At 40.1% G+C, this 25947-nt stretch carries 22 protein-coding genes and 1 pseudogene; 17 read left to right on the forward strand and 6 right to left on the reverse strand.

The window, feature by feature from the left end; all coding sequences use genetic code 11:
- Positions 1 to 53 precede the first annotated feature (53 nt).
- The 17 genes from Q3Y49_RS14500 to Q3Y49_RS14580 all read left to right on the forward strand — a co-directional run bounded on the left by Q3Y49_RS14500 (position 54) and on the right by Q3Y49_RS14580 (position 20890).
- A complete protein-coding gene (locus Q3Y49_RS14500; protein WP_303269114.1) occupies positions 54 to 404 on the forward strand; it encodes a HEPN domain-containing protein in 351 nt (116 codons plus the stop codon).
- Between the two features lie 22 nt (positions 405 to 426).
- Complete coding sequence (locus Q3Y49_RS14505; protein WP_303269115.1) at positions 427 to 5385, forward strand: 2-oxoacid:acceptor oxidoreductase family protein; 4959 nt, start codon at positions 427 to 429, stop codon at positions 5383 to 5385.
- Positions 5386 to 5391: 6 nt separating this feature from the next.
- The gene (gene rsxC / locus Q3Y49_RS14510) at positions 5392 to 6720 is read left to right on the forward strand and encodes an electron transport complex subunit RsxC (RefSeq protein ID WP_303269116.1); all 1329 of its coding nucleotides are present in this window, start codon (positions 5392 to 5394) and stop codon (positions 6718 to 6720) included.
- Entirely contained in the window at positions 6720 to 7733 is a 1014-nt protein-coding gene (locus Q3Y49_RS14515) for an RnfABCDGE type electron transport complex subunit D (protein WP_303269117.1), read from the forward strand. Before rsxC ends, Q3Y49_RS14515 begins: the two co-directional genes overlap by 1 nt.
- A complete protein-coding gene (locus Q3Y49_RS14520; protein WP_303269118.1) occupies positions 7730 to 8401 on the forward strand; it encodes an RnfABCDGE type electron transport complex subunit G in 672 nt (223 codons plus the stop codon). Before Q3Y49_RS14515 ends, Q3Y49_RS14520 begins: the two co-directional genes overlap by 4 nt.
- Positions 8394 to 9035 (forward strand): electron transport complex subunit RsxE, encoded by a 642-nt coding sequence (gene rsxE, locus Q3Y49_RS14525; protein ID WP_303269119.1) that lies wholly within the window; start codon positions 8394 to 8396, stop codon positions 9033 to 9035. The genes Q3Y49_RS14520 and rsxE overlap by 8 nt, the downstream gene beginning before the upstream one ends.
- Positions 9032 to 9616 carry an electron transport complex protein RnfA gene (locus Q3Y49_RS14530; RefSeq protein WP_303269120.1) on the forward strand — a complete coding sequence of 195 codons (585 nt, stop codon included), beginning with the start codon at positions 9032 to 9034 and terminating at the stop codon, positions 9614 to 9616. The genes rsxE and Q3Y49_RS14530 overlap by 4 nt, the downstream gene beginning before the upstream one ends.
- Positions 9617 to 9625: 9 nt before the next feature.
- Positions 9626 to 9817: a hypothetical protein gene (locus Q3Y49_RS14535; protein ID WP_085515581.1), complete on the forward strand. Its 192-nt coding sequence runs from the start codon at positions 9626 to 9628 to the stop codon at positions 9815 to 9817.
- Positions 9818 to 9829: 12 nt separating this feature from the next.
- Positions 9830 to 10687 carry a ferredoxin reductase domain-containing protein gene (locus tag Q3Y49_RS14540; protein WP_303269125.1) on the forward strand — a complete coding sequence of 286 codons (858 nt, stop codon included), beginning with the start codon at positions 9830 to 9832 and terminating at the stop codon, positions 10685 to 10687.
- A 10-nt stretch (positions 10688 to 10697) separates the two neighbouring features.
- Positions 10698 to 11564, forward strand: a complete 867-nt coding sequence (locus Q3Y49_RS14545; protein ID WP_303269126.1) for an RnfABCDGE type electron transport complex subunit B — start codon at positions 10698 to 10700, stop codon at positions 11562 to 11564.
- Positions 11565 to 11704: 140 nt separating this feature from the next.
- The gene (locus Q3Y49_RS14550; RefSeq protein ID WP_303269128.1) at positions 11705 to 13621 is read left to right on the forward strand and encodes a 2-oxoacid:acceptor oxidoreductase subunit alpha; all 1917 of its coding nucleotides are present in this window, start codon (positions 11705 to 11707) and stop codon (positions 13619 to 13621) included.
- 3 nt (positions 13622 to 13624) lie between these two features.
- Positions 13625 to 14587: a thiamine pyrophosphate-dependent enzyme gene (locus tag Q3Y49_RS14555; RefSeq protein ID WP_303269130.1), complete on the forward strand. Its 963-nt coding sequence runs from the start codon at positions 13625 to 13627 to the stop codon at positions 14585 to 14587.
- Between the two features lie 11 nt (positions 14588 to 14598).
- A complete protein-coding gene (locus Q3Y49_RS14560; protein WP_303269132.1) occupies positions 14599 to 16395 on the forward strand; it encodes a thiamine pyrophosphate-dependent enzyme in 1797 nt (598 codons plus the stop codon).
- A 135-nt stretch (positions 16396 to 16530) separates the two neighbouring features.
- Complete coding sequence (locus Q3Y49_RS14565; RefSeq protein WP_303269133.1) at positions 16531 to 17502, forward strand: phosphotransferase; 972 nt, start codon at positions 16531 to 16533, stop codon at positions 17500 to 17502.
- Positions 17502 to 18383 (forward strand): 3'(2'),5'-bisphosphate nucleotidase CysQ family protein, encoded by an 882-nt coding sequence (locus Q3Y49_RS14570; RefSeq protein WP_303269134.1) that lies wholly within the window; start codon positions 17502 to 17504, stop codon positions 18381 to 18383. Before Q3Y49_RS14565 ends, Q3Y49_RS14570 begins: the two co-directional genes overlap by 1 nt.
- An 80-nt stretch (positions 18384 to 18463) precedes the next feature.
- On the forward strand, positions 18464 to 20020 hold the full coding sequence (locus Q3Y49_RS14575) for an SDR family NAD(P)-dependent oxidoreductase (protein WP_303269136.1): 1557 nt from the start codon (positions 18464 to 18466) through the stop codon (positions 20018 to 20020).
- A gap of 390 nt (positions 20021 to 20410) precedes the next feature.
- A complete protein-coding gene (locus Q3Y49_RS14580; RefSeq protein WP_303269137.1) occupies positions 20411 to 20890 on the forward strand; it encodes a ribonuclease HI in 480 nt (159 codons plus the stop codon).
- A 74-nt stretch (positions 20891 to 20964) separates the two neighbouring features.
- On the opposite strand, the gene Q3Y49_RS14585 is transcribed toward Q3Y49_RS14580, so the two are convergent.
- The 6 genes and pseudogenes from Q3Y49_RS14585 to tnpA all read right to left on the reverse strand — a co-directional run bounded on the left by Q3Y49_RS14585 (position 20965) and on the right by tnpA (position 25768).
- Entirely contained in the window at positions 20965 to 21396 is a 432-nt protein-coding gene (locus tag Q3Y49_RS14585; RefSeq protein WP_303272114.1) for a fasciclin domain-containing protein, read from the reverse strand.
- Between the two features lie 223 nt (positions 21397 to 21619).
- Complete coding sequence (locus tag Q3Y49_RS14590) at positions 21620 to 21982, reverse strand: response regulator (protein WP_303269139.1); 363 nt, start codon at positions 21980 to 21982, stop codon at positions 21620 to 21622.
- A gap of 114 nt (positions 21983 to 22096) precedes the next feature.
- Complete coding sequence (locus Q3Y49_RS14595) at positions 22097 to 23326, reverse strand: caspase family protein (protein ID WP_303269141.1); 1230 nt, start codon at positions 23324 to 23326, stop codon at positions 22097 to 22099.
- A gap of 108 nt (positions 23327 to 23434) precedes the next feature.
- Positions 23435 to 24556, reverse strand: coding sequence for an amidohydrolase family protein (locus Q3Y49_RS14600; RefSeq protein WP_303269143.1), 1122 nt, complete (start codon positions 24554 to 24556; stop codon positions 23435 to 23437).
- 3 nt (positions 24557 to 24559) lie between these two features.
- Positions 24560 to 25111 carry a DUF2911 domain-containing protein gene (locus Q3Y49_RS14605; RefSeq protein ID WP_303269145.1) on the reverse strand — a complete coding sequence of 184 codons (552 nt, stop codon included), beginning with the start codon at positions 25109 to 25111 and terminating at the stop codon, positions 24560 to 24562.
- A gap of 199 nt (positions 25112 to 25310) precedes the next feature.
- Positions 25311 to 25768: pseudogene (gene tnpA, locus Q3Y49_RS14610) on the reverse strand (IS200/IS605 family transposase).
- Between the last annotated feature and the right edge of the window lie 179 nt (positions 25769 to 25947).

Raw genomic sequence — 25947 nt, forward strand, 5'->3', positions numbered from 1 at the left:
AATTCCAATTCGTAGATTTATTTGTATAACAAAATCCGACTAATATGGAACCGATGACTAAAACCCTCCTAGAAACAGCTGATGAGCTATTAGCTAGAGCCAATAATGAGTTATGCAAGCCTGAAGAAGACGTAGTACATTACAGCGTTTGTCAGAATGCATATGAAGCTATCGTAAATTATTTAGGAAGTTTCCTTTCAGATAATGATGTTGAGTTTGAAAAAACTTCAAATGTTGAGGATCTGCTGTCAAGCTGTAGGTCAATTGACAAAAGATTCAATGAGCTAAACCTTGTACCTCTTTATAATCCTACAAAGGGTCAAGACACTTGGATGAGCCTAAATACTGCCAACAGCTTTATGGCAATGGCTGAAAATACACGCAAAGTGGTTCGCGAGGCCTAAATCAAATTTAAATAACACTGCTATGAGCAAAAGTATCAAACCCAAATATCCCGGAATATCTGCAGCTATGGATGGAAATACTGCTGCTATCATGTGTGAAAGAGAATCTTCAGATGCTGCAGGGGCGTATCCCATTACACCATCAACGCAGATGGGAGAGTATTGGGCAGAAGAAGCTGCTAAGGGACACCTCAATATTTCTAACAAGCCTCTAATATTCATTGAGCCTGAAGGCGAACATGCAGCCGCAGCCGTTACAGCTGGGCTATCAATGACTGGCCAAAGAGCCGCCAATTTCTCGTCAGGACAAGGTATAGCTTATATGCACGAGTCCTTGTATGCTGCAGTGGGTAAAAGGTTAACCTATGTGTTAAATATTGGTGCACGAGCCATGACCAAATCAACTCTCAATGTGCATGCCGGACATGATGATTATCATGCTGTAGATGACACCGGATTTTTCCAGCTTTTTGCTAAAAATGCTCAGCACGTAGCGGATTTAAATGTAATTGCTCACCGGGTGGCAGAGCTGGCACTTACACCTGGAATTATAGCCCAAGATGGGTTTTTGACCACGCACTTAATAGAAAGTCTGTTAATTCCTGAACGAGAGCTAATCAATGAGTTTTTGGGTAGACCGGATGATATGATCGACACGCCAACTCCAGCCCAAAAAATTATTTTTGGAGATCAGCGCAGGCGCATTCCTGAGCTGTGGGATGTAGACAATCCCGTGATGGCTGGAATTGTGCAAAATCAGGATTCTTATATGCAAAGTGTGGCTGCACAACGACCTTTCTTTTTTGATCATATTAAAGAGTTGACGGACCTTGCTTTTAAAGAATACGGCCAATTAACCGGTCGCAACTATAAGCGAGTAATGTCTTATAAGGCTGAAGATGCTGATTACCTTATATTAGGGCAGGGAAGCGTTGTTCCAAGTGCTGAAGCAGTGGTGGATTATCTTAGAACTACTCGAAAGCTCAAAGTAGGGGTAGTGGATTTAGTGATGTTTCGTCCATTCCCAGCTGACCATTTATCAAAAATTCTAAAAGGTAAAAAAGGAGTAGTGGTTCTGGAAAGACTGGATCAACCATTAGCAGAGGACTTACCCATTGCCCGTGAACTTCGGGCCGTTATGTCAAAATGCCTTGAAAATGGACTTTCCAAAACTGATAAGTCTTATCCGGAAATCGAATCTTATCAGCCGAAAGATGTACCTAGGATCTATTCCGGATCTTTTGGAATGGGTAGCCGTGATTTGCAGGCCGAAGGCATCATTGGTGCTATTGAAAATATGCTGCCTGATGGTAAGCACAAAAAGTTATTCTATTTATCAATTGATTTTATTAGAGATAATGCCTTCACACCAAAGCAAAGAGCTTATCAGGAAACAATAGAAGCTGCCTACCCTAAAGTTAAAGAATTGGCAGTGCATGGTTCTGAGAGTCCGAATCTTATGCCAAAAGGAGCTACAACTGTCCGTTTTCATTCCGTTGGAGGCTGGGGCGCAATTACAACAGGTAAAAACTTGGCGATGACCCTTTATGACCTCCTGGGATATGACATAAAAGCAAATCCTAAATATGGTTCAGAGAAGAAAGGCCAACCAACCACTTATTACTTGGCAGCGGCACCTGAACCTATTCGCATGAACTGTGAATTCTACTTTGTTGATGTGGTTTTATCTCCTGATCCTAACGTATTTAAACATACTAATGCATTGGCAGGCTTGAAAGAGGGAGGCTGTTTCATCATTCAAAGCGATAAAGCAAATCAGGAAGAAGTGTGGGCTACTATTCCAAAGCAGTATCAAAAATTAATTGTGAAGAATAATATCCGGGTCTACTACATTGACGGTTTTAAAATCGCCAGAGAGGAAGCTTCAGATCCTGAGCTTCAGTTACGCATGCAGGGAATTGCCTTTCAAGGAGCCTTCTTTGCAGCCTCTCCATTAATGAAAACCGCTGGACTAAATGAAAAAGAATTATTGCAAGCCATTGAAGATCAACTTCAATCCAAATTTGGCGGTAAAGGCCAAAGGGTTGTGGATGATAATATGCGTGTAGTAAAACGTGGTTTTACAGAGATTAATGAAGTTACGATTAAAGAGGTTCAAACAGCTTCTAATGGCCACGCTAATGGAACAGTAGGGATACCGATTCCACAGATGCTTAAGGAGATGCCAAAAAGTGAATCTAACTTAAGTGACATCCATCGCTTTTGGGAGCAGACAGGTAACTTCTATGCCCAAGGAATGGGAAATGATAATATTACTGATCCCTTTATTGGCTTGAGCGTAATGCCGGCAGTTTCCTCAGTATTTCGTGATATGACTGGTATTCGTTTCGAGCATCCGGAGTGGATAGCCAATAATTGCACCGCATGTGGTAAATGTTATACAGTTTGTCCTGATACCGCTATACCTGGATTAGTTAGTGAACTAAAAGATGTGCTTGATACAGTGGTGAAGCGGGTGAAAAAGAACAATGAAGGGGTAAAGCATTTGCAGAAAGCTGTCCGCACAATGGAAGGTAAAGTAAGGACACTATTTAATTCATCAGGCAATGGTGCAACGGTTAACAATTACATTCAGGAAGCCATTGACCAGATGATTGAAGAGAATAAAGATCAGACTGATATGGCACAAGAGCTGGGCTGGTTTAGAGAAGAGCTAGGCGATTTTCAATTTGCACTTACCAGACCATATTATGATCTACATGAGAAGAAATCACCCAATAGCGGAGGTCTATTTAGCATTACGATTAACCCCAACACTTGCAAGGGCTGCAACGAATGTATCCAGGTCTGCGAAGATGACGCATTACGACCTATTATTCAGACAGATGGCACGGTAGCAAAATTGAGAAAAGACTGGGACTTATGGACTAATCTGCCAACAACGCCAGAGAAATACAATCGCATTGATGATCTGGAAGAGAAAATTGGGCCATTGGAAACTTTGCTTTTAAACAAAGAAGCCTATATGAATTTCGCAAGTGGCGATGGAGCTTGCTTAGGATGTTCTGAAAAATCTGTAGTCCATTTATTTACAGCGACATTAGAGTCTCTAATGCAACCCCGCATTAAAAAACACATAGATTATTTAGATGACCTCATTAAACAGATGGAAAAACACATCCAGGCTCGTTTAATAGAAAATGTCAATATAAATGACACAGATGCAATAGAAAGAATTCTTAAAGATACACATGATTCAGATTTAACCATGTCTGGCATTGCCGCCAAGTTGGAAGCTGAACGTGGAAGCAAACCAATTGACCAAGATTGGCTAAAGGAAACAACACATACGCTTTCCCAATTAAAGCGACTGAAATGGAAATATACCGATGGGACCACAGGTAAGGGCAGGTCTTCAATGGGTATGACGAATGCCACTGGATGTACATCTGTATGGGGCAGTACTTATCCTTATAATCCTTACCCTTTCCCTTGGGCTAATCACCTATTCCAAGATTCAACCTCTATGGCAATGGGTATTTTCGAAGGGCATATGGCTAAAATGGCGGAAGGATTTACCACTATCCGTAAAGCAGAACTGGAATTAAAAGGAAAATACCGTCCTGAAGAAGATAAAGACTTCTTTACGTACTTTAACTGGCATCAATTCACAGATGAGGAGTGGCTCTTATGCCCACCCGTGGTAGCTTTAGGAGGCGATGGGGCTATGTATGATATAGGTTTTCAAAATCTATCCCGTATGATGGCATCTGGTAAACCTATTAAAGTAATTGTGGTCGATACTCAGGTGTATTCAAATACCGGTGGACAAGCTTGTACTTCAGGCTTTATCGGACAGATTTCTGATATGGCACAATACGGAAAAGTATGGAAAGGAAAAGCTGAGCCGAGAAAAGAGATTGGCTTGGTCGCAATGGCACATAGAAATACATATGTCATGCAAGCTACTCTTGCTAATACAAGCCATATGATAGAAGGTTTTATTGATGGCTTGACTACACGAAGACCAGCATTATTTAACTTATACACTACTTGCCAACCAGAGCATGGTGTAGCAGATGATTTAGGGGTACATCAAGCAAAATTGGCGGTAGAGTCAAGAGCTTATCCAATATTTAAGTACAATCCTGAACTGGGGGTAAAAGTACAGGAGGCCTTAGATCTTACAGGCAACCCTGCAATGGATCAAGATTGGCCAACCTATGAGTTGAAGTATGAAGAAAATGGGATTCAAAAAACAATGGAGGTTCCTATGACCTTTGCCGATTTTGCCATAACCGAGGGACGTTTTAGAAAACATTTCAGGAATGTACCACGCAACTCTTGGAACGACAATATGATCTTGCTAACAGACTTCTTAGCGCTAGATGAAAGCGAAAGAGAGGATAAGTTCCCATTTATTTGGGCGGTTAACAGAACAGGCGAGTTGAGTAGAGTATTGGTGGCTAAACCAATAGTAGAATCATGTGAAGAACGAAGAGATTTCTGGATTCTGCTACGCGATCTTGCAAGCGTGAAGCAGGAAGACGGAACCGCTACTGATCTAGAAAGTAAAATAAGAGCAGAGGTAGTCGGTAAGATTACTCAAAAGCTGATGCAACTTGCAGGAGGAAACGGAACCTCAATACCGGCTACTGATCAGCTATTGAAGAAAACGGCTGCACAGCCTAGCAAGACTGAAAAGAATGAGAATTTGGAAGTTGCTGATAGTCCACAGCCAGAAACTGAAGCTAGCACATCAAAAGAAGCTACGTCTTCCCCTTGGATAGAAAGTGATGACTGCACTTCCTGTGATGAATGCATCAACATCAATTCTAAGATATTCGCTTATAACGAAGACAAGCAGGCTTATATCAAAGATCCTAAGGGAGGACCGTACCAAGATCTGGTGACTGCAGCTGAAAAATGTACTGCGCAGGTGATTCATCCTGGATTACCAGCCGATCCCAATGCTAAGGATATGGAAAAATGGATAAAAAGAGGAGAGAAATTTAATTAATCCCTTATGAGAACAGCTAAACAGACTTTCAAGCACGGAATACATCCTCCTGAAAATAAGGAGGAAACGAATGGATTACCTATTCGACAGTTTTCCTTTGCGCCTTTGATTATTCTGCCTTTGGCTCAGCATATAGGAGCTCCATCTAAATTGGTGATCAGAGAAGGACAGGAGGTCGTTAGAGGACAGATCTTGGCAGAATCAGATGGATATCTATCTGTTCCGTTGCATGCCCCTGTAAGTGGCTTGGTGAAGAGAATTAGTAATGTCCCAACTATTTCAGGCAAGATGACCACTGGCATATATTTGGAACCATTTCCATCTTCCACACAAGAGATTTTAGATGGAGAACCAATTAACCTAGATGCTGCATCCCCAGATGATATTCTGATGGGAATTCAGCAGGCTGGAATTGTAGGCTTGGGAGGGGCCGCATTTCCGACCCATGCTAAATTAAAAATTCCTGATGGCAAACATTGCGATACTTTGATTATTAATGGCATTGAATGTGAACCTTATCTGACCACTGATCATCGGGTAATGCTTGAGCAATCAGATGATATATTCTTAGGAATCAAATACTTAATGAAAGCTACCGGTGCAAAACGCACTATCATCGGAATTGAAGCGAATAAGCAAGATGCAGCGGATTTGCTACGGGAACGACTACCGAAAAATGAAGCCATTTCAGTAGAGGTAGTGCCTGTAAAGTATCCTCAAGGAGCAGAGAAAATGCTCATTACTTCTCTTTTAGGTAAAGAAGTGCCTTCAAGAGGCTTACCAATTGATGTGAGTGTGGTGGTCGTAAATGTAGCCACTACAGCTGAAATTGGACGATTACTGCCTCACGGACGAGGGATTCAAGAACGTGTAATCACCATTACAGGACCTGGGGTTAAGAAAAAAGGAAACTATTTGATTCCCATTGGAACACCACTTCGATATGTATTGGAGCAGGTCGGAGTGGACGAATCTGTCAGTGAAGTCTATATGGGCGGACCCATGATGGGAGTTGCTGTGGCTAATCTGGATATTTCAATAGTGAAGGGAACTTCCGGTATAGTAGTCTTTAACAAAGAGCAAATTGAGCAAGCACCTCAAGTTTACCCGTGTATCAAATGTGGTGCTTGTGTGGATGCATGCCCACTTTCATTAAACCCTTCGAAGTTGGGTATTCTCGCAAAATTTGAATTCTACGAAAAAATGGCTGAGGAATATCATTTGATGGATTGCTTTGAATGTGGTTCCTGCTCGTATGTGTGCCCTTCTCATATTCCATTAGTGCAATACTTCCGACTATCAAAATCTATTATACGAAAAAGAAAAGTAGCCTGATGAAAAAGCAAACACTCCATATTAGTACATCACCTCACCTGACACAAGGCACTAGTGTAGAGGTGATTATGCGAAATGTTGTTATTGCATTGATGCCTGCTGCTTTGTTTTCGATCTACGCTTTCGGATGGAATGCTGCTTTAGTTCTGATTACGGCAGTTGTTTCGTGCCTAATAACAGAGCATGTATTATGCCGACTCGCCAACAAAAGAAGTACTGTTTCTGATTGGTCTGCCATTATCACCGGATTGCTTTTGGGCTTAACATTACCACCTATTTTCCCGCTTTGGATGACATTTTTGGGTGGAGTCTTTGCCATAGGGATGGGTAAGTTTCTTTTTGGCGGTTTAGGATACAATGTATTTAACCCGGCCTTAGTAGGAAGGGCAGTGTTGCAAGGGGCGTTTCCGGTTGCCATCACCACTTGGTTCGCTAGCTTTTCTGCGGACCGATTTACCACACTTCATTCTGCAGTCTTGGCAGTCCCTTTTATGGAACCTGTTATTGATGGAACTTCTGGTGCGACACCACTTTCAGCATTCAAGTTTGATGGAATCACTACTGAAGCAAGCGATTTAGCATTAGGTTTAGTGAGCGGATCAACAGGAGAAACATCTTCTGTATTTATCCTTCTGGGAGGATTGTATTTGGTATGGCGCAATTTGATGAATTGGAGAATTCCAGTTGCCATACTCGCTACCGTATTCGTGTTCAGTGGCATTCTTTATTGGTTCGATCCTGTAGAATACCCTTCTCCATTATTCATGCTTTTTTCTGGTGGCTTAATGTTGGGTGCTGTATTTATGGCTACCGATATGGTTGCTTCCCCTATAACTAGTTGGGGAGTAATGATTTATGGAATTATCATTGGAGCTTTGGTTGTGATTATACGGCTGTGGGGTGGATTACCGGAAGGCGTGATGTACGCCATTCTGTTAGCTAATGCCATCTCACCTCATATAGATAGATTAGTTCGATACAGAGTTTACGGTACTTCATTAAAAACCTCATGAACAAGCAAGAGACCATAGCGCCCAACAGTTTCAAAATGATCAGAGCTATGGCTGGAATCGGTATTTTATGCGGTCTGCTGATCGTATTTACCTACGAAGGCACAAAACCTCGTATCGAAAATTTAAGAGCAGAAGCCTTAAAAGAAGCTATTTTCAAAGTTATTCCAGGAAGTACTCAAATGCAGCCCTATGCTTATCAGGACAATACATTCAAAGCAGGAGATAAGTCTGATAAAGATGTGGTTTACGCTGGCTATGACGATAGCGGTGTTTTCAAAGGACTAGCCATCGTTGCAGCGGGACAGGGATATGCAGATGTTATTCGAATCATATATGGGTATAACATAGATCAACAGGAGGTTATAGGGTTTTATGTATTAGAAAGTAAGGAGACGCCTGGCCTTGGTGATAAGATCGAAAAAGATCCTGATTTCCTCAACAACTTCACTGATCTCAATGTCTCCTTAAACGAGGATAAAGATGGCCTTAAGAATAAAGTGACCACCGTAAAAAGTGGCTCTAAAGTAAATGAATATGAAATTGATGGAATTACAGGGGCTACCATTTCCTCTAGAGCTATAGGAGATATCATAGCAAGCAGTGCAGAAAAGTGGATGCCAATTATTCATAAGAATAGGAGTATTTTTAAAAATATCGATAATGAGTAATAATCAAAACCATAACGAAAGCTTAAAAACGGTACCCACTTCCACTGATGATTTCATTAAAGGCTTATGGAGGGAAAATCCGGTTTTTGTACAAGTATTGGGAATGTGCCCGGTTTTAGCGGTTTCCAATACAGCAGAAAATGCGCTCGCCATGGGAGTAGCCACGGCATTTGTATTGCTGATGTCCAATATTCTGGTATCCATGCTCCGAAATTTCATCCCTAAGGAAGTAAGAATCGCTTCTTACATTCTTATCATCGCCACATTTGTCACCATTACAGATTATGTCATTCAAGCGATTAGTGTGGATTTGCATAAAAGCCTGGGGGCATTTATCTCACTAATTGTAGTGAACTGCTTAATATTAAGCAGGGCAGAAGCCTTTGCTTCTAAAAATACTGTAGGAAAGTCCATCATGGATGCACTGGGAATGGGTATTGGATTTATTATAGCCCTGTTTAGCCTTGGAGCGGTACGGGAGATACTGGGAAACGGGGCGTTTTTTGGATTTAGCTTGTTTCCTGATGGTTTTCAGGAATGGGTAATTATGATCCTTCCGGCTGGAGGTTTTTTCACACTAGCTGCTTGGTTATTGGTTTTCAATTTGATTAAACAAAAAAGAGCTCAATCATGAATCAGGAATCATATAGTCAGATATTCATCAGTGCCTGCTTAGTGAACAACTTCGTGTTAGCTTACTTCCTGGGCATCTGCCCATTCCTTGGTGTTTCAGGAAAAATTGAAACCTCCAGTAAAATGGGGGCGGCTGTCACATTTGTAATGTTAATCAGTTCGATCTGTGCTTATGGAATTCATGCATTATTAGTGGCCATAAATGCTCCATTTCTTCAATTGATCAGCTATATCGTGGTGATTGCTTCCACAGTGCAGTTGGTGGAAATGTTTGTTAAGAAAATGAGCCCGGCACTTTTTAAGGCATTGGGTATTTTCTTGCCCTTAATCACCACTAATTGTGCAATTCTGGCGGTTGCCTTGTTCCAAACGAACAAAGGATATGATTTTTTTCAAAGTATAGTCTACGCCTTGGGTGCCGGAGCAGGTTTTACATTGGCTTTACTTTTAATCTCAGGACTTAGAGAGCAGCTTGAATTAGCTGAAGTTCCCACTGCAATTAAAGGGACAGTATTGACTTTGATAGTTGCTGGAATATTATCGCTGGCTTTTATGGGATTTTCAGGTTTAGGAAGTAATTGAGTAAGAATTATGTTAAAATATTTAATAGGAATAATAGGAATTACAGGCTTAATGATCCTTTGGGTCATTATTCAGAACCTGTGGCGAAGGACCTTTTCTGATCAGCAAAAGGATGAAGATGTGTTAGCTGGCAGATCAACTTGTGGAAGTTGTGGTTGCGGTACCATTTGTAAGAATAAAAAAGTAGAATTAAAGAATTAAAACGATAAGGCCATGGCACATTTATCAGATTACGACACTAGAAAGCAATATTTCGCAATTGTTAAAAAGACGCGAAGGCTAAGTCCGGAAGGTAGTGAGGAAGTACGAGAATTAGTGCTTGAAGTGAAAGATCCAGAGTTTGCTTGTGAAATCGATCAAAGCTTTGGTGTTTTGGTGAAATCTAATGACGACTTTGGGAATACAGATCATCTTCGCCTCTATAGCGTTGCAGACCTTCCAAAAAGGACTAAAAACCATACTACGATAACTATGTTGGTGAAGCGCTGCTCTTATGTCGATGCTTTCAGTGGTGAGCTTTATGATGGAATTGTCTCTAACTATTTATGCGATAGGAAAGCGGGCGATAAAATCACGATCACAGGACCTTATGAACTGCCATTTAAAATACCGGAAGACAGAAGTGCAAACCTAATTCTAATAGGAATGGGAACGGGCATTGCCCCATTTAGAGCCTTCATAAAGCATATTTATAATAATATTGAAGATTGGACTGGCAGGATTCTTCTCTTTTACGGGGCAAAAACAGGCCTAGAGCTATTGTATCAAAATGAAAAGGATGATGATCTCACTAATTATTATAGCGAAGATACATTTAAGGCCATTTACGCCTATAGTCCTCGGCCACTTTGGAACGATACGGTTGTCCTTGACCAATCAATAGAAGAGCGTGCCGAGGAGATTGTTGATATGTTATCAGTGCTGAATACCCATATCTATGTTGCCGGTCATGCTAAAGTGAAAGAAGGTCTAGATAAAGCATTTTCTGAAATTATGGGTTCAGAGGAAAAATGGCAAACTCGAAAAGCGGAGCTCATCGCAGGGAAAAAGTGGGTTGAATTAGTTTATTAAAGCATATTATATGACTATCATCATTGCAATACTCGCATTAGGGGGATTGACATTAGTATTGTCAATCATGTTGGTAATTGCCAACAAGAAACTCTATGTCTACGAAGATCCACGCATTGATGTAGTAGAAGATATGTTGCCGCATGCTAATTGTGGTGCTTGTGGATTTCCCGGTTGTCGACCTTTTGCTGAAGCCTTAGTTGCTGGCGAAGTATTACCCGGAAAATGTACGGTCAGCTCAGATGAGGGAAGAACCGAGATTGGAAATTATCTAGGCGTATCAGTGGGAGCAGAAGAAAAACAAGTGGCTCGTCTTGCCTGTGCGGGCGGGACAAATGTTGCCAGAAACAAAGCGGAATATGAAGGCTTGCAAAATTGCCAAGCGGCCGCGCTAGTATCAGGAGGTGGAAAAGGATGTTTCTGGGGCTGCTTGGGCTTTGGCGACTGCATGAATGTTTGTGATTTTGATGCCATTCATATGGATGAACATGGCCTACCCGTGGTGGATGTAGACAAATGCACGGCATGCGGAGATTGCGTAGAAGTTTGTCCTAAAGACTTATTTTCAATAGAGCCGGTGAGCCACCAGCTTTGGGTGGCATGTAAAAACCTTGAAAAAGGGGATGAAGTATTGGAGGAATGTCAGGTAGCTTGTACTGCATGTGGACGCTGTGCCATGGATGCTCCCGGAGACCTGATTACGATGGAATATAACCTTCCTGTGGTTAATTATTCTATTGCAGAACAAACCCCATTACCTATACAAAGATGCCCAACGGGTGCTATTGTCTGGCTAGATAAGAAGGCAGGGGCTATCAAAGGCAAAGAAAGTAAGAAGATCGTGAGAAAAGGGGAGCGAAATATGGGCTATTCATAATTGCGTAAAGCTTTTCAGTTGTCAGCAGGAATCAGAAAAGATAGAATCCGTGACACAAGATAGTTTAAACAGGAAGAGTTGATATAGATCCTTCTTTCATATGATCTACATCAGGGAAAAGTAGTATAAAATTATCTTAATTGATTAATGATAAAGTAGAAATCATGAGCAATAATTCTGAAACCATAAAGTCTGAGCCAGTCAAAATTGAAAGGAAGCAAATCAGAGAGGCTGTCGTTGAAATAGTCAGTGATTCAGGTGAAGGGGCACAAAAATGTGGTCAAAGCCTTGGAACGATCTCGGCAAAAATGGGCAATGGCGTATGGACGGTAGAAATTATCCCTGCAGAAATACGCCCACCTGCGAGATCAAAAGCAGGTGCTTCGGGGATAAGGGTAAGAATGGGCAGCAAGAAAGTCACCAATATGGGAGATCATGCCGATATGGTAGTGGCTTTAAATGAGCAGGTACTATACGGTAGAATAGATCAAAATGCGTATAAACCTGGCACATACCTACTCATTGAAAATAAATGGGCAACTGATACGGAAGAAACGAATGCAGCATATACCGAATCCATTCAGAAATTTAAAGCCCTTGGGTATATCATCCATGAAATCCCAATGGAAAAAGAATGCTTAAAACACGTAAGCGATCCTCGTAAAGGAAAGAATATGTGGGTGTTGGGCTTATTATGTAATATTTACGACCGTGATCTTAGTATTGCAGCTGAGCAGGTCAAAGCTATATTTAGTAAAAAGAGTGATGACATTATTCAAAGCAATATAGACTTATTGCATGCCGGATATGCATATGCAAATGATAAGCTGCCTATGCATTTTACTATACCAAGTAAAATAAGTAAAGAAGATTTTGTCGTGATGAATGGGAATGAGGCGGTTAGTTTAGGGGTAATGGCTGCTGGAATTGAAGTATGTTCAATGTATCCGATCACACCTGCCACTTCAGCGAGCCATGCCATGGCCGAAAAAATGGAATCAGCAGGAGGCCTCATACATCAAGCTGAAGATGAAATAGCAGCAATAGGTTTTGCGATTGGTGCTTCATACGCAGGTCAAACAGCTGTCACTATCACATCAGGTCCAGGGATAGCGCTAAAGACTGAATTTATAGGCTTGGCAGTTATGGCCGAGGTTCCACTGGTGATTGTGGATGTGCAGCGGGGAGGCCCCTCAACGGGCTTGCCTACCAAGGTAGAACAGGGCGATCTCTTAGCGGTATTATACGGAGCAGCAGGAGATGCACCTAAAATTGTTCTGGCCCCATCCACCATTGAAGAGTGTTTTCACTATATCATTTTAGCCAGAAAATTAGCAGAGTCATTCAGGACTCCTGTCTTTGTGTTGACCGATGCCAATCTAGCAACTGGCGTACAACCCTTTCCAAGACCCAAAATAAAATCGGCCTGGTTTCCAGATCCAATTGATCAAAGTAAATGGGAAGAAGGAGTGAAGGCCTACGATTGGGATCCAGATACTGGATTAAGCAAACGACCGATCCCGGGTCAAAAAGGAGGCATGTACACCCTAACAGGGCTTGCCCATGATGAAGAAAGTCATGTAGCTTACGATCCAGCTATCAACCAACGTGCAGCTGAAAGTAGAAGCCGAAAGTTGGCCGCCTTGCATAAAACGCTCAAGGAACCAAAGATACTGGGTGATAAATCAGGTGACTTATTGCTAGTGGGATGGGGTTCAACCAGAGGTGCAATTGAGGAAGCAGTGGAAAGGGCATGCGAGAGGGGGGCAAAGGTTAGTAGCCTCCATCTTCACTTTTTAAGTCCCATGGAACCAGGTCTGAAATCTATATTCAAAAATTTCAAAAAGGTAATGACGGTGGAAATTAACTATAGCGATACCATTGGCAATCCCTTGATAACAGAAGAGAACAGGCGTTATGCGCAATTAGCCTGGTACCTGCGGGCACAAACGCTAACAGACATAGATTGCTTTAGCAATGTCTATGGTCAGCCCTTGAGCCCGATCCAAATATTGGAAATGCTTGAGAAGAAACTTGATTTAACTTTAACAGAATAAGACATGATTAGCTTAAAGCCGGATTTTTGCGATATAGAAATACCAGAAAAAGAGCATTATAGCATCGAGGACTATTCAAGCAGCAAGGCGCGATGGTGTTCTGGTTGCGGTGCGCACACTATTTTACATTCCGTGCAAAAGCTTTGTACTGATGAACAATTACCACCCGAAAAAACGGTTTTTGTATCCGGAATAGGCTGTAGTAGCCGGTTTCCACATTATATGAAGACTTACGGCTTTCACGGACTTCATGGCAGAGCTTTTCCGGTAGCAAGTGGAGTGAAATTTCGAAGACCTGACTTGCATGTGTTCGTGATCACTGGAGACGGGGATTGTTGTTCTATTGGTGCAGGGCATTGGGTACATGCTATCAGGTATAATATGAAAATGGTGGTATTGCTTTTTGATAATTCTATTTATGGACTGACTAAAAAGCAGACTTCTCCTACCAGTCCGCTGGGAACCCATACAAATACTCACCCGACAGGCTCGGTTCTTCCGCCTATAAACCCTATACAATCTACCTTAGGCTTAGCAAATGTCTCTTTTGTGGCGCAAACCGTTGATTGGAAACCTGCTCATCTGAATGCTACCCTTAAGAAGGCCTACGACCATCCTGGTTTGGCTTTCGTTCGAATAGTGCAAAGATGTCCGATTTGGATGCGAGAGAACTATGAGCCTACTGTTAAAGATCCCGATGCTATAACCGTTTTGAACCATGAGAATGGAATTGTATTGGAAGAGCAGGCATTGAAGAAATTCAGACATATTCAAGAGCATGACCCATCAAATCTTGTGAAAGCAAGAGAAATAGCCGAATTGGTTAAGTCCACTACACCTATAGGGCTTTTTTACCAGAATAAAGAAGGAACTAGATATGATGAATATGGTGCCCATAATCTGGGAGTCCCGGTTGAAGATCGGATAGATGCCATTAACTCACTCATGGATAAATATGCCATTTAAAAGTATGAATTATGGAAACTCCTAATAAGCTAACACCAGATACCTCTTCCTTTTATTGGAAGAAAGGTAATCCTGCTCCTAAATTGGAAATGCAATCTTTCTGGAAAAAATTAAGGCATTTTTATAGAACAGGAAAGCATTCTGACTCCCAGCAAAACCGCTGTTCTTCGGCCTTGCTGCGTTTTTTGGATGATAAGCAATCAGCATATCCTTTTACAATGGAGGCAAATTCCAAAAAACTAGTGATCGAGCTGGTGGAAGAAACGCCTTTCTACTTTCTTGACTTTATGCTTTCAGAACTCCATCAAGAACATCGAAAAGCATTTAAAGGGCAATTAGCTTCACTTATTACAGGTTTAAATAAATTATTGCGAATTGACGATAAAGACACTGTAGTTGAGACACTTAAAGGAGATTATGATTTTGCAAATGAGTTGATTGCTTTTGATCAAATGGCAGACATAATCCCAAAAGCTAAAGCAGAAGAGTTGTCCCAAGCGCGGTCATCTCGTCTGATCTCAGTAATTGGCACATTGAAAGAAGGACTGGAATTATTTGGTAAGCATGAAGGAATAGTGCTGCTTGAAAAGGAAGTTAAAAAGAGCATGGGGAAAGCTCCGCTTTTTCAGAATACACTGCTAATTGAGACCAAAGACGATCTTTTTGAGCATGGTCAAAAGCTATTTCAGAAAGAGGTGAAATCTTTTACTTCTTTGATGAAAGCCTATCGAATAGCAAAACTGGAAATTGAGGGGGAATACCAAGAGGATATCCATAAAGACTATTTTGAAGACTTCAATTGGTATCGATTATTGGCTGAAGAGTTAAAGCTTTTTTATCCGATAGTAGTAGTTGTTAATCAGCCCTATGTGTTTGATCATCTAAGCTCTCTTTCAAGTCTAATGGCATCAAACAAACCCATAAAGGTGGTAGTATTAAACCACGAACATATTTCTACTCCCAAGCAAGAGCTACTTTGGGAAGATGCCTCTCATCAATTCAGACAAGAAGTTGCTGCATTGGCTATGGCGCATCGCAACGTGTATACCTTCCAAAGCAGTATGGCGGAACCTTCCATAGTGTATCAGGGATTAAACGCCTGCTTCAAGTCCACAGCTCCAGGATTATGTCACCTATCTGTACCAATGCAGGATGTATCAGCTGAAATGAGTCAATACCTAATTGCTAAAGCAGCAAATGCGAGCCGTTACTTTCCTGCTATCCAATATGACCCTGCAAAAGGCAGTAAATGGGGAGGAAGGTTTGATTTAGCAAATAATATTCAGCCTGAAGAAATCTGGCCCTCTTTTACGCTGAAAGCCAATGTAGATGAAAGCAAAGAAACGAATATTGATGTAGTCTTTACCTATGCGGACTATAAAGCTTGCTTTTCGCAAAAAGTTAAGGAACTGATGATAGTACCTGATGCTTACAACACTGATTATTTAATTCCGCTTAGTGCCTATTTGGAACTAGATGAGGCAAAGCTTTATGGCAAAATTCCATTTATTTGGCTCATCGATGAGGAAAACCAATTATATAAAGCTGCAGTGCCTAATGTTTGGGTGGTTTCTTGTCAGGAGCGATTAGATTTTTGGCTTTTTCTACAAGAGCTAGGTGGTTTTAATAAAGCCAAGGACAAAGAGGCTATACAGCAAAAAGAGAAAGAGATGACCCGTTTAATAGAAGAAGAAAAAGCAAAAATGGAGCAAGATCATCAGCAAATTATTGAAACTGCACAGGAAGATGCCATTGCAAAAACTGCAGAACGGCTTGTTGTAGCCTTGCTCAATGATGAAGATCTTTAATCACCTGTATTCACTTTAGGAAAGATTGCTTGTTAGCTTTTATCTGATCCGGAGGAAAAGTGTGCGATATTAATCCTGATCTAAGAGTGTGCAGCCCTTGTTGATCCCATCAAAAAAAGCCAACTTTGAGCTTCTATGGTAGAGGTGACAAAGGAAATAGTGGCTATCACAAAGGCTTCAAAGATCATCCGTTCTGAATCTGTGCAAACGCTCTGGAGTGGCTATGGCGAAATCAGACGGTATTTTCTGGAAGGAGGAAAGTACACTAGCGTAATCGTTAAACATATTCAATTGCCAGATGCTAAGCATCACCCCAAAGGTTGGAATACCCCATTATCACATCAGCGAAAGCTTAAATCTTATCAAGTAGAACGACAATGGTATCAGGAATACGCTGATAAAACAGATGCATATTGCAGAGTTCCACAGAGCTATCATGCTGTTGAAGCAGAAAACGAGCTGTTATTGATCATGGAAGACTTGGATGCTAGCGGGTATCCGTTTCGTTTACATCATAATGAAGTGACTTTGGACCATGCTAAAAGCTGTCTAAGTTGGTTGGCCCATTTTCATGCTAAGTTTATGAATACCAATGCAAAGGGACTTTGGGAAGTGGGGACTTACTGGCATCTAGAAACTCGACCTGATGAATGGGAGCGAATGGAAAATATCTCCTTGAAAAATGCTGCGAGCCTGATAGATGAAAAGCTTCAAAACGCTCAATATCAAACGATTATACATGGAGATGCCAAGTTGGCTAATTTCTGTTTTGCTGAAGATGGCACTGTAGCAGCTGTTGATTTTCAATATGTAGGCCAAGGATGTGGAATGAAAGATGTTGCTTATTTTATTAGCAGTTGTTTTGAGGAAGAGAAATGTGAGAAATACGAGGAAGAACTGCTGCAGTATTATTTTAGCCAACTCAAGAATGCATTAGACAACACTATTGATTTTCCAGAAGTTAAAAAGGAGTGGAGCGAACATTATCGCTATTCATGGGCTGATTTCTATAGATTTTTAGATGGCTGGAGTCCAGGCCATTGGAAGATGCACGAGTATAGCAAAAAGCTTACTCAAATCGTCTTGAAAGAATTAAAAGTCAAATAATGCTTACAGAAAAAGATTTAAATTCACTATGTAAAACTGCTAAAAGGGCAGCAATAGCAGCGGGTGAATACATTCAATCGCAGTTTGATCAACATTATCAAAAGGAACAGAAAGAAAGCGGTGATTCTTTGGCTTCACAAGTGGTGACTGCGGTTGATTTTAAGGCTCAGGAGATCATTCTCCAACAGTTGAATGACCATATAAAGCAATATGATCTGGGGGTATTGACTGAAGAAGCAGCAGATGATGCCTCTCGATTGAAAAAAGACTATTTTTGGTGTATTGATCCCTTAGATGGAACTTTAGCTTTTACACAAGGAAGGACGGGATATGCCGTATCTATTGCCTTGGTGTCGAAATCTGGAGATCCGCTTATTGGAGTAGTTTATATACCTGACTTGGGGGATTGTTACACTTGCATAAAAGGAAAAGGCTTGCTTTTAAATGATAAGGCTTTCAAACGAAATACTGGAAAAGCTGATGTTTTGAAGGTTTATATGGATCGAAGCCTACAATCTACTCCCTATTTCGATTTATTGAAGAAAGAGCTTCAAATTTGGACTGACGAAAAAGAAAAAAAATTGGAATATCAATTAGGATATGGAGCGGTCAGGAATGCGATTGCGGTATTGAACAATCCTATGGCTTGCTACTTTAAGTTTCCCAAGAAGAAAAAAGGAGGGGGCAGTATTTGGGATTTTGCTGCCACTCGTCTATTCTTTGAGGAGCTAGGCCTTATTGTGACTGATGGTTTTGGTAAACAACTTTATTTGAACAATCCGAAATCGACCTTCATGAATCAATTAGGAGTGCTCTATGCAACAGATCCTATCTTGTTTGATTTTGTGGTCAGGCTAGGATATCAAATCAATGAGCTTTAGTTGGAAAGCTGTTTTATATTTAGCCAAACATAAAAATTACTGAATATTCATGACTACTTTTGCGCCTTCAAAATTAGAATATGATAGAAATTCAGCAAGAAAGCAATCCCACCGCTTTCAGTGAAGAACAAATTGATCAATGCATCTCGCTTTTAGAGACATTGAATTTAGATACCAATCAAATATTTAATATCCCTAAAGAGAAGAGAACAGCACTAATTATGGCGGCAGGACTATTTTCTAGACCTAGCAGAGAAGAATTCAGAAGGCGAAAGAAAGAAGCGAGGAAATCTGAGAAAAGGAAAATTAAGCAAAAAGATAAAAATGCCAGGGATAATACCGGCATTAGAAGTGCTCGAGAAGCTTTAATTTTTGAAGCACCCAAAATGATTTCCTTAACAGGCAATATTCCCAAATCGGATGTAAAATTAGAAAAGTCACGAGAGTGCTATGTTTGTAAGGATCAATACGACATTCTGCATCATTTTTATGATACCATGTGTCCAAGCTGCGGTGATTTCAATTATGCTAAGCGCTATCAAACTGCAGACTTAACTGGACAAGTTGCTCTTATTACAGGCTCTCGTTTGAAGATTGGCTATCATATTACCTTGATGATGCTAAGAGCTGGTGCCACCGTCATTGCGACTACTCGTTTTCCAGTCGATTCTGCATTACGCTTTGCCAAAGAAGAGGATTATCATAAATGGAGCCATCGATTGAAAATTCATGGACTGGATTTAAGACATATTCCGAGTGTTGAGATTTTCTGTAATTTCATCGAGCAGCAATATGACCGTCTGGATATCTTGATTAATAATGCAGCACAGACAGTGAGGCGTCCGGCTGGTTTTTATCAGCATTTAATGCCGAATGAAGAGAAACCCATATCTGCTCTGCCTGCATTTGCGCAGGAACTCTTATCAGATCATGAAGCGTGTGTTCAAGAACTTCAAGAACTTAGCGAGGGAGTTGCAGATGGTCAGAAGAATTTACCCGTAAGTTGGCATGGAAAAAGACTAGGAGTGGGCCTAAGTTCATCAGCTAAGCTTTCTCAAATCCCGTATAGTATTGATAATTCGTTGAGTCCAGAAGAGGTATTCCCAGAAGGAAAATTAGATGCTGATTTGCAACAAGTAGATTTAAGAAAAACCAATAGCTGGAGATTGAAGCTAGGAGAGATTAACACTATTGAAATGGTGGAAGTACAATTGGTGAATGCTGTAGCTCCTTTTGTATTATGCAATCGATTAGCCGATTTGATGAAGAAAGATGACACTGGAAAGAAACATATCATCAATGTATCAGCTATGGAGGGTAAGTTCCACCGATATCATAAGGAAGACCGTCATCCTCATACGAATATGGCAAAAGCAGCCTTAAATATGATGACACATACTTCCGCATCAGATTTTGCTAAATATGGCATTTATATGAATGCAGTAGATACGGGCTGGGTAACCGATGAAGATCCTGCTGAATTAGCCAAAAAGAAAGAAAAGGAGCATGACTTCCAACCGCCATTAGATATAGTGGATGGTGCCGCTCGTGTTATGGATCCTTTGTTTGATGGGATCAATACCGGAAAGCATTGGTGTGGTAAGTTCTTGAAGGATTATAGACCGATTGACTGGTAAGCCCCAATCCCTAGCCCCAGCCCCCAATGGGGGCAGTCGCACAGAAATTCTTTTGAAGTTCAATTTGATTATATTCAGCAATAATATTCATTATAAATTGCTGAACTTAACTATTTACTACTCATTAAAATCCATGAGACTGTCCCCGCCAAATGGCGGGGACCATAGGTGTGTTCCTTGTGGAGATTATCATTGCTATTAAATTAAGGTGTTCATGTAACGAATTTTTCGCTAAAGCGAAAAAAACTTTTGTTTTCTATTGTATCTTTTGTGGTAAAAAATAATGTTTGTTTATCTATATCAACATTAGCAAATTCCTACCACAAAAGAGACAAGAGAACACATTAGAAAATAACCTTGGTTATTTTTCGGAATTAAATAAGGCTATCTTTGAAAAACAAGCAATTATTATTCATAGACGGAAGTGTAAATAACCAACTCAAAGTAGGCTATGGTGCTGCTTTATTGCTTAATGAAAATGAATTATTTCAAAGCAACCTAAAGGAGAAAATTGTGATTCGAAAGTTTGTGTATACTTCTTCTACGAAATTGGAGTTGCAAACTTTAATTTGGGCAATAGAAGAGCTGGTGGGTAGCGTACAGAAAGTTGTGATTTACACCGATTCTCAAAATATCATGGGTTTACCAGGCAGACGTAAAACCTTAGAAGAGAATGATTTTCATTCTAAAAAAGGAAAGCTTTTAAATCATCATGAATTATATCGAGCCTTCTTTGAAATTACTGACAAGATGCATTGTGAATTTGTAAAAGTGAAAGGGCATCAAGCTAGCGAGAATAAAAAAGATTACGAACGAGTATTTACCTTGGTAGATAGAGCAGCGAGAAAAGCTTCTAGAGAATTAGAATAAAGAAATCTACAGGTTTTGAACATAAAAAAAGCTCCCTGACAGGAGCTCTTTATAAATAGTTGGTCAAATTTTAATTACTTCTTTGGAGGCATAATCACTGCATCGATAACATGTACCACTCCATTAGAAGCTGCTACATCAGCAGATACCACATTGGCTCCATTGACTTTAGCACCATCAGCTGTTGTAATCGTTACTTGAGCGCCATTAACAGTTTTGGCTTTCATGCCGTCAGAAAGATCTGTTGACATCACTTTTCCAGCAACAACGTGATAGGTTAGAATAGAAGCCAATTTTTCTTTATTCTCTGGCTTCAATAAGTCGTCTAGTGTTCCTTCTGGTAGAGCTGCAAAAGCTTCATTAGTAGGAGCAAACACAGTAAAAGGACCATCGCCCTGAAGTGTTTCAACAAGACCGCCTGCTTTAACCGCAGCAACTAAAGTGGAAAGTGATTCTGTTTCCATCGCTAAAGCTACGATATCCTTTGTTGATTCGTCCATTTCCATTGTCTCTTCAACAGCAGGAGTTTCTTCTGAAACTGCTTCTTCCATTGAATTTTCTTCAGTTCCTTCTGTTTTAGATTCTCCACCTCCACATGCTAAGAAAGTAAAGATTAACCCGAATGCGAATACGTAATTTAATTTTTTCATAGTGATTTGATTAAGTGAGCTGATAGAACATAATTAAAATCATTTTGTTTTAAAGAAATTGAATCAGCCAGTTTTCTAATCAAATAAGTTGATTTTTTTTCAGAACAGCTGTCAACTTATCTAAATCAACAGGTTTATCCATAAATCCTATCACATTCGGGTATTCACTCAACTTGGATTTATCGATGCTTTCTGATGATATCATAATGGTTTTGGGTTGATGTTTCATTAAATCTAAAACATCAAAACCGGTGAGGCCATCAATATACTGATCCAAGAAAAGCAAATCTGGCTCATTTCTATGATTATCAAGCAAGCCGCCCAAGGTATCCACTCGGGAACTGATATGCTCAAAATCAGGAAAAAGATCTGCCAAATTGGTTTTCAACCATAAGCTGAATACATGGTCATCATCTATAATCAAATATTTTATTTTGCTCATATGGGTGTTAATTTTTATAAGTTTTCACTCAGTCCAAAAGTACAAAAAAATAATTCAACTGAATTGATTCTTTTATCAATGCCGCTAAGAAGACTAGAATTTGATCGCAGGGATTTACTCTTTTCGCAGAAATATAAAGTCACCACCTTCATCACCTGCTTGATAGATAGCACCATACTGCGGTACTTGCCCATTTTTACTGTTATTAATGACTGCTATTTTGAACGAATTGAAAAGCTCTTCTGCAGACAGCAGAATACTAGTATTGTCTATCAAGCGCTGCGATAGATATTTTAGAAAAACACTTTCATCTGGCACTGTTTTAAGTGTACCGCTTGTAATCGCCTTTCTACTACTCAATTTGTACATCTCCAAAATTGCTCTGCCATTATTGAATTGTACATCTCGTTCTTTAAAGATCCCGCCACTAAAACAAGCATCGGTAATAAGTAAGGTATGTTTGGTGTTGATTCCTCCAATGTAATCTCGGATTGTACTGTTTGAAATCCATTCGGCTTTGTTTTTGGAGGAAGCATTTGTAGGTAACCAATATCCTTGATTCAGTTTCTGATCCCAGATGCCATGACCAGCATAGAATATGAGCAGTTGATCTCTGTCAGTAATACTATTGCTCAGCTGATCTAAGGCTTCAATAATTGTGGATCGGGAGGCGTTTTTTAATAGCCTAATGTTTTCCTTTTCAAAAGTATAGTAATTACCAAGCACCTCGGCTATCTTTTCAGCATCAGTCACCGGGTGATTTAAATCGGTTATCTCTTCATCTTGATACTCTTCAATTCCAATCAATAATGCGTAGTATTTTCGTTCCTTTAATTCAGAAACTACAAATTCAGTAAATTCATCAGAGGCAATTGGATTACGCTCTTGGCTTGGGGAAATAGGAACTGAACGTTCAGGATCTGGAATATTTTGCTTAACCAAATGAATTTTTCCGGATACACTAGGTGGACAGGTACTGAGCTCCCAATTGCCCTTCCACTTTCCGGATAGGCGCTCTACATCTCCGTTGCTTTCATAGCTTAACTCATGGATCGAAAGACAAGCACCAAGAAAAGTGTATTCAAAATCTGTAGTTCTAAAACTAAGATTAGTATCTGAGAGACTTCCTACTAAATTCGCTTTAGCTGAATCAGCACTATCATCCTTTTTCATCTGCACATAACCTTCCACTGAACTCCCGTTTTGTTCAAAATAAAAAGTACTACTTAATGCTGAGGATAGCGGAACATTGACCGTTCCATGCCAATAGCCGGAAATATTGAGATCCTGAGCATTCAAAACTAGGCCTGAAAAGAAGTATAATATGAAAAAAAGGCGCTTCATTTCTTAAATGTAGTAAAATATTATTAAACGCTTATTTGTGAGCGACTTAGCTTTTAGGAGCATAGTTAATCAGTAAAGTAAAGCAATGCATTAGTTAGGACATTTTCTTCATTCAAACAAATTTCGGTCAATCCCGGGAATTACTTCCAGTGCATTTTCAAAATAAACTTTCTTCAAAACAGAATCGGGGAGGCCTAATCCATACATTTTCCAGTATGCATGTCGTTTTCTATAATAATCAAAGTATTCGTCCTGAGTTTCCAGCACTCTGAAATAAGTATAATATTCCTCCTTATCGTAGGCATCCTTTCCCATCAATACACGATCTTGGTAATTGATCATAAACTCCCTTGCCGTAATCGGTTGCCGACCTAATTCTGCCAATACTGCACCTATTTCGGTGTAGACATTCGGTAACTCATCCAACAATTGTCCTAATCGACTCAGATCATTTCCAAACCAGCCTAAATGAGCAGCAATAAATTTAGTTTCAGGATGCTTACGGAAGATCGCATGCTGCTCGGCCATAACCTCTTCAAAAGAGGGATTCTTTTCTGGATCTTTATAGCGACTGGGGTATTGCTTTAACTCTAACCAACGCTCATTATTTTTATCCTTGGGCAACCAAAAAGCAGCCGGCTCACCAGTGTGAATTAGTACTGGAATTCCCAATTCTCCACATTTTGCCCAGATAGGATCTAATCGTGGATCGTTCACTTTAATTCTATTCCCTTCACTGTCGGTATCCGTTAGTCCAAGGCTCTTATAGACTTTAAGTCCTTTAACGCCCATTTTGACAGCCTCTTCCATCATGCTTAGCGTTTCATTGGGCCAGCCTTCGTCATCAATTTTTTCGAAATCAATATTCATAAAGAGTACAAACCTATTGCTGTATTCTTCATTGACATTCTCCAACGACCATTCCAAATATTTGCCTCTGAACCCACTTAAATTCACCATTACGGCCATATTTAAATCGTCCATTTCTTCTACCAAGTTGCCCAGGTCTTGAACCGGCATGGTCCATTGGTGATTATGTACGTCAATGAAGGGGAATTTGGCCTGAGTTAAAAGATGCTCTTGTACTGTGAGGGTAGAAACAGGCTCATATTCTTCGACATCCATCACATTTAATCGATATTGAATTTTACCGATCAACCAATAAGTAATGCCAAGAAAAACTAAAATAGAAATGGGCAATAACACCCATTTCTTTGCTGAAAATGCCATAGATTACTGTAGTGCTACTGGTACTTGAAACATGGTTTCGTCCCAGCTAAAATTAATATTAGCGCCAGAAGCGGTTGAACTAAAACCAATCGTAAAAGTCTCAACGGGTGATGCCGGTTTTTGAACTGGCGCTTGAATAGCTAGAATATCCAGCTCTTCATCTGGTTCCACAGCACCGAAGAAAACATCAGTTTCACTGTTTAAGATGATTTCAAATGCATCAGAACCTGGAACTGCGTACATTCTGTACGTTCCAGCTTCTACAGGCTCACCGCCAAATGTCACATCTTTATTAAAGCTAATCTCAGTAGCGGCATTAGCACCTAATCTCCAATACTTACCATAAGGCTGCAATGCGCCTTCGCTTTCTTCACCAAAAATTAATCTACCTTTTTTAGAAGGTTGGCTATAATCAATCGTCATTTCTAAACCCGCTTCATTGTAACTAACCGTAGCGGTCGGGCTTACGGGTTCAGCTATAAATAAGCCATACACTACCCATAGAATGAATAGTAAGATCACTATTCCAACTCCAATTAAAATTTTCTTTCCCATGATTTTGTTTTTTTTTTGGTGGTCAATTTAGGGATTTTTTTATGATTCAAGAGTTTTTTCTTTTTTTAATAGGAGAATAGATCACTTGATTATTCTCCCCATGAATTTATAGTAAAAGAACTCTTTGGTGTGAAGGTAGCTTTTGCATATGAGGTTAAGGTCGAGCTATTTATGTTAAAAATTTCTAGCTCATGTGCAGTTAATAGAAGTCAAACAGATAGCGTTGATCGAAGTCAACATCATATTTATTCAAAAAGTTGATGTACTCCTCTTTGAAAGATACAGATTGATGATGAATCTCTTGGTTTTCAATGTAATTGATGACACTGGAGCGTTGAGATTTTGAATAAGAAAATGCCCCATACCCTTCTTGCCACTTGAACTCACGATTTTCAAAGAAGTGATCGTTAAGCCATTTTGAAGAGGATGATTTTAGCTTCATCATATGATCAGCAATTGACATTTTTGGAGCTAGCTCAAAAAAGACATGTACGTGATCTTTCCATCCATTTACTGCAAGCGGATATGCTTCATCGTTTTTTAGAATTCCGTAGAGGTATTTGAAAAGCTGGGCCGAATATCTTTTGTGAGTTGATATTTCCGACCTTTAACAGCAAAAACACAGTGAATATTGATTTGGGAGTAGGTATTGGCCATGGTTGATTTTTTCAATTCAAAAGCTAGGAATTGTTACTTGATTAGAAAAGTTTCTAAGTGTTTTTTTACGGGTATCATGGTAATGTCGCCCCTACAGGGCTGGGGTGTTCCGCTCATTAGCGGTTACCGTACGGTCGTCCCGATGGGACTTGGAAAGCCTGAACAATGCATACAATCAA

Source organism: Marivirga harenae (assembly GCF_030534335.1).
Taxonomy (GTDB): Bacteria; Bacteroidota; Bacteroidia; order Cytophagales; family Cyclobacteriaceae; genus Marivirga; species Marivirga harenae.

What these genes read in the sequence shown, in the direction of transcription:
- rsxE (WP_303269119.1), top strand. Translation starts at nt 8,394, where the DNA reads ATGAGTAATAATCAAAACCATAACGAAAGCTTAAAAACGGTACCCACT.
- Q3Y49_RS14535 (WP_085515581.1), top strand. Translation starts at nt 9,626, where the DNA reads ATGTTAAAATATTTAATAGGAATAATAGGAATTACAGGCTTAATGATC.
- Q3Y49_RS14575 (WP_303269136.1), top strand. Translation starts at nt 18,464, where the DNA reads ATGATAGAAATTCAGCAAGAAAGCAATCCCACCGCTTTCAGTGAAGAA.
- Q3Y49_RS14505 (WP_303269115.1), top strand. Translation starts at nt 427, where the DNA reads ATGAGCAAAAGTATCAAACCCAAATATCCCGGAATATCTGCAGCTATG.
- Q3Y49_RS14570 (WP_303269134.1), top strand. Translation starts at nt 17,502, where the DNA reads ATGCTTACAGAAAAAGATTTAAATTCACTATGTAAAACTGCTAAAAGG.
- Q3Y49_RS14565 (WP_303269133.1), top strand. Translation starts at nt 16,531, where the DNA reads ATGGTAGAGGTGACAAAGGAAATAGTGGCTATCACAAAGGCTTCAAAG.
- Q3Y49_RS14545 (WP_303269126.1), top strand. Translation starts at nt 10,698, where the DNA reads ATGACTATCATCATTGCAATACTCGCATTAGGGGGATTGACATTAGTA.
- Q3Y49_RS14540 (WP_303269125.1), top strand. Translation starts at nt 9,830, where the DNA reads ATGGCACATTTATCAGATTACGACACTAGAAAGCAATATTTCGCAATT.
- Q3Y49_RS14530 (WP_303269120.1), top strand. Translation starts at nt 9,032, where the DNA reads ATGAATCAGGAATCATATAGTCAGATATTCATCAGTGCCTGCTTAGTG.
- Q3Y49_RS14595 (WP_303269141.1), bottom strand. Translation starts at nt 23,326, where the DNA reads ATGAAGCGCCTTTTTTTCATATTATACTTCTTTTCAGGCCTAGTTTTG.
- rsxC (WP_303269116.1), top strand. Translation starts at nt 5,392, where the DNA reads ATGAGAACAGCTAAACAGACTTTCAAGCACGGAATACATCCTCCTGAA.
- Q3Y49_RS14585 (WP_303272114.1), bottom strand. Translation starts at nt 21,396, where the DNA reads ATGGAAATGGACGAATCAACAAAGGATATCGTAGCTTTAGCGATGGAA.
- Q3Y49_RS14555 (WP_303269130.1), top strand. Translation starts at nt 13,625, where the DNA reads ATGATTAGCTTAAAGCCGGATTTTTGCGATATAGAAATACCAGAAAAA.
- Q3Y49_RS14600 (WP_303269143.1), bottom strand. Translation starts at nt 24,556, where the DNA reads ATGGCATTTTCAGCAAAGAAATGGGTGTTATTGCCCATTTCTATTTTA.
- Q3Y49_RS14520 (WP_303269118.1), top strand. Translation starts at nt 7,730, where the DNA reads ATGAACAAGCAAGAGACCATAGCGCCCAACAGTTTCAAAATGATCAGA.
- Q3Y49_RS14605 (WP_303269145.1), bottom strand. Translation starts at nt 25,111, where the DNA reads ATGGGAAAGAAAATTTTAATTGGAGTTGGAATAGTGATCTTACTATTC.
- Q3Y49_RS14500 (WP_303269114.1), top strand. Translation starts at nt 54, where the DNA reads ATGACTAAAACCCTCCTAGAAACAGCTGATGAGCTATTAGCTAGAGCC.
- Q3Y49_RS14590 (WP_303269139.1), bottom strand. Translation starts at nt 21,982, where the DNA reads ATGAGCAAAATAAAATATTTGATTATAGATGATGACCATGTATTCAGC.
- Q3Y49_RS14515 (WP_303269117.1), top strand. Translation starts at nt 6,720, where the DNA reads ATGAAAAAGCAAACACTCCATATTAGTACATCACCTCACCTGACACAA.
- Q3Y49_RS14560 (WP_303269132.1), top strand. Translation starts at nt 14,599, where the DNA reads ATGGAAACTCCTAATAAGCTAACACCAGATACCTCTTCCTTTTATTGG.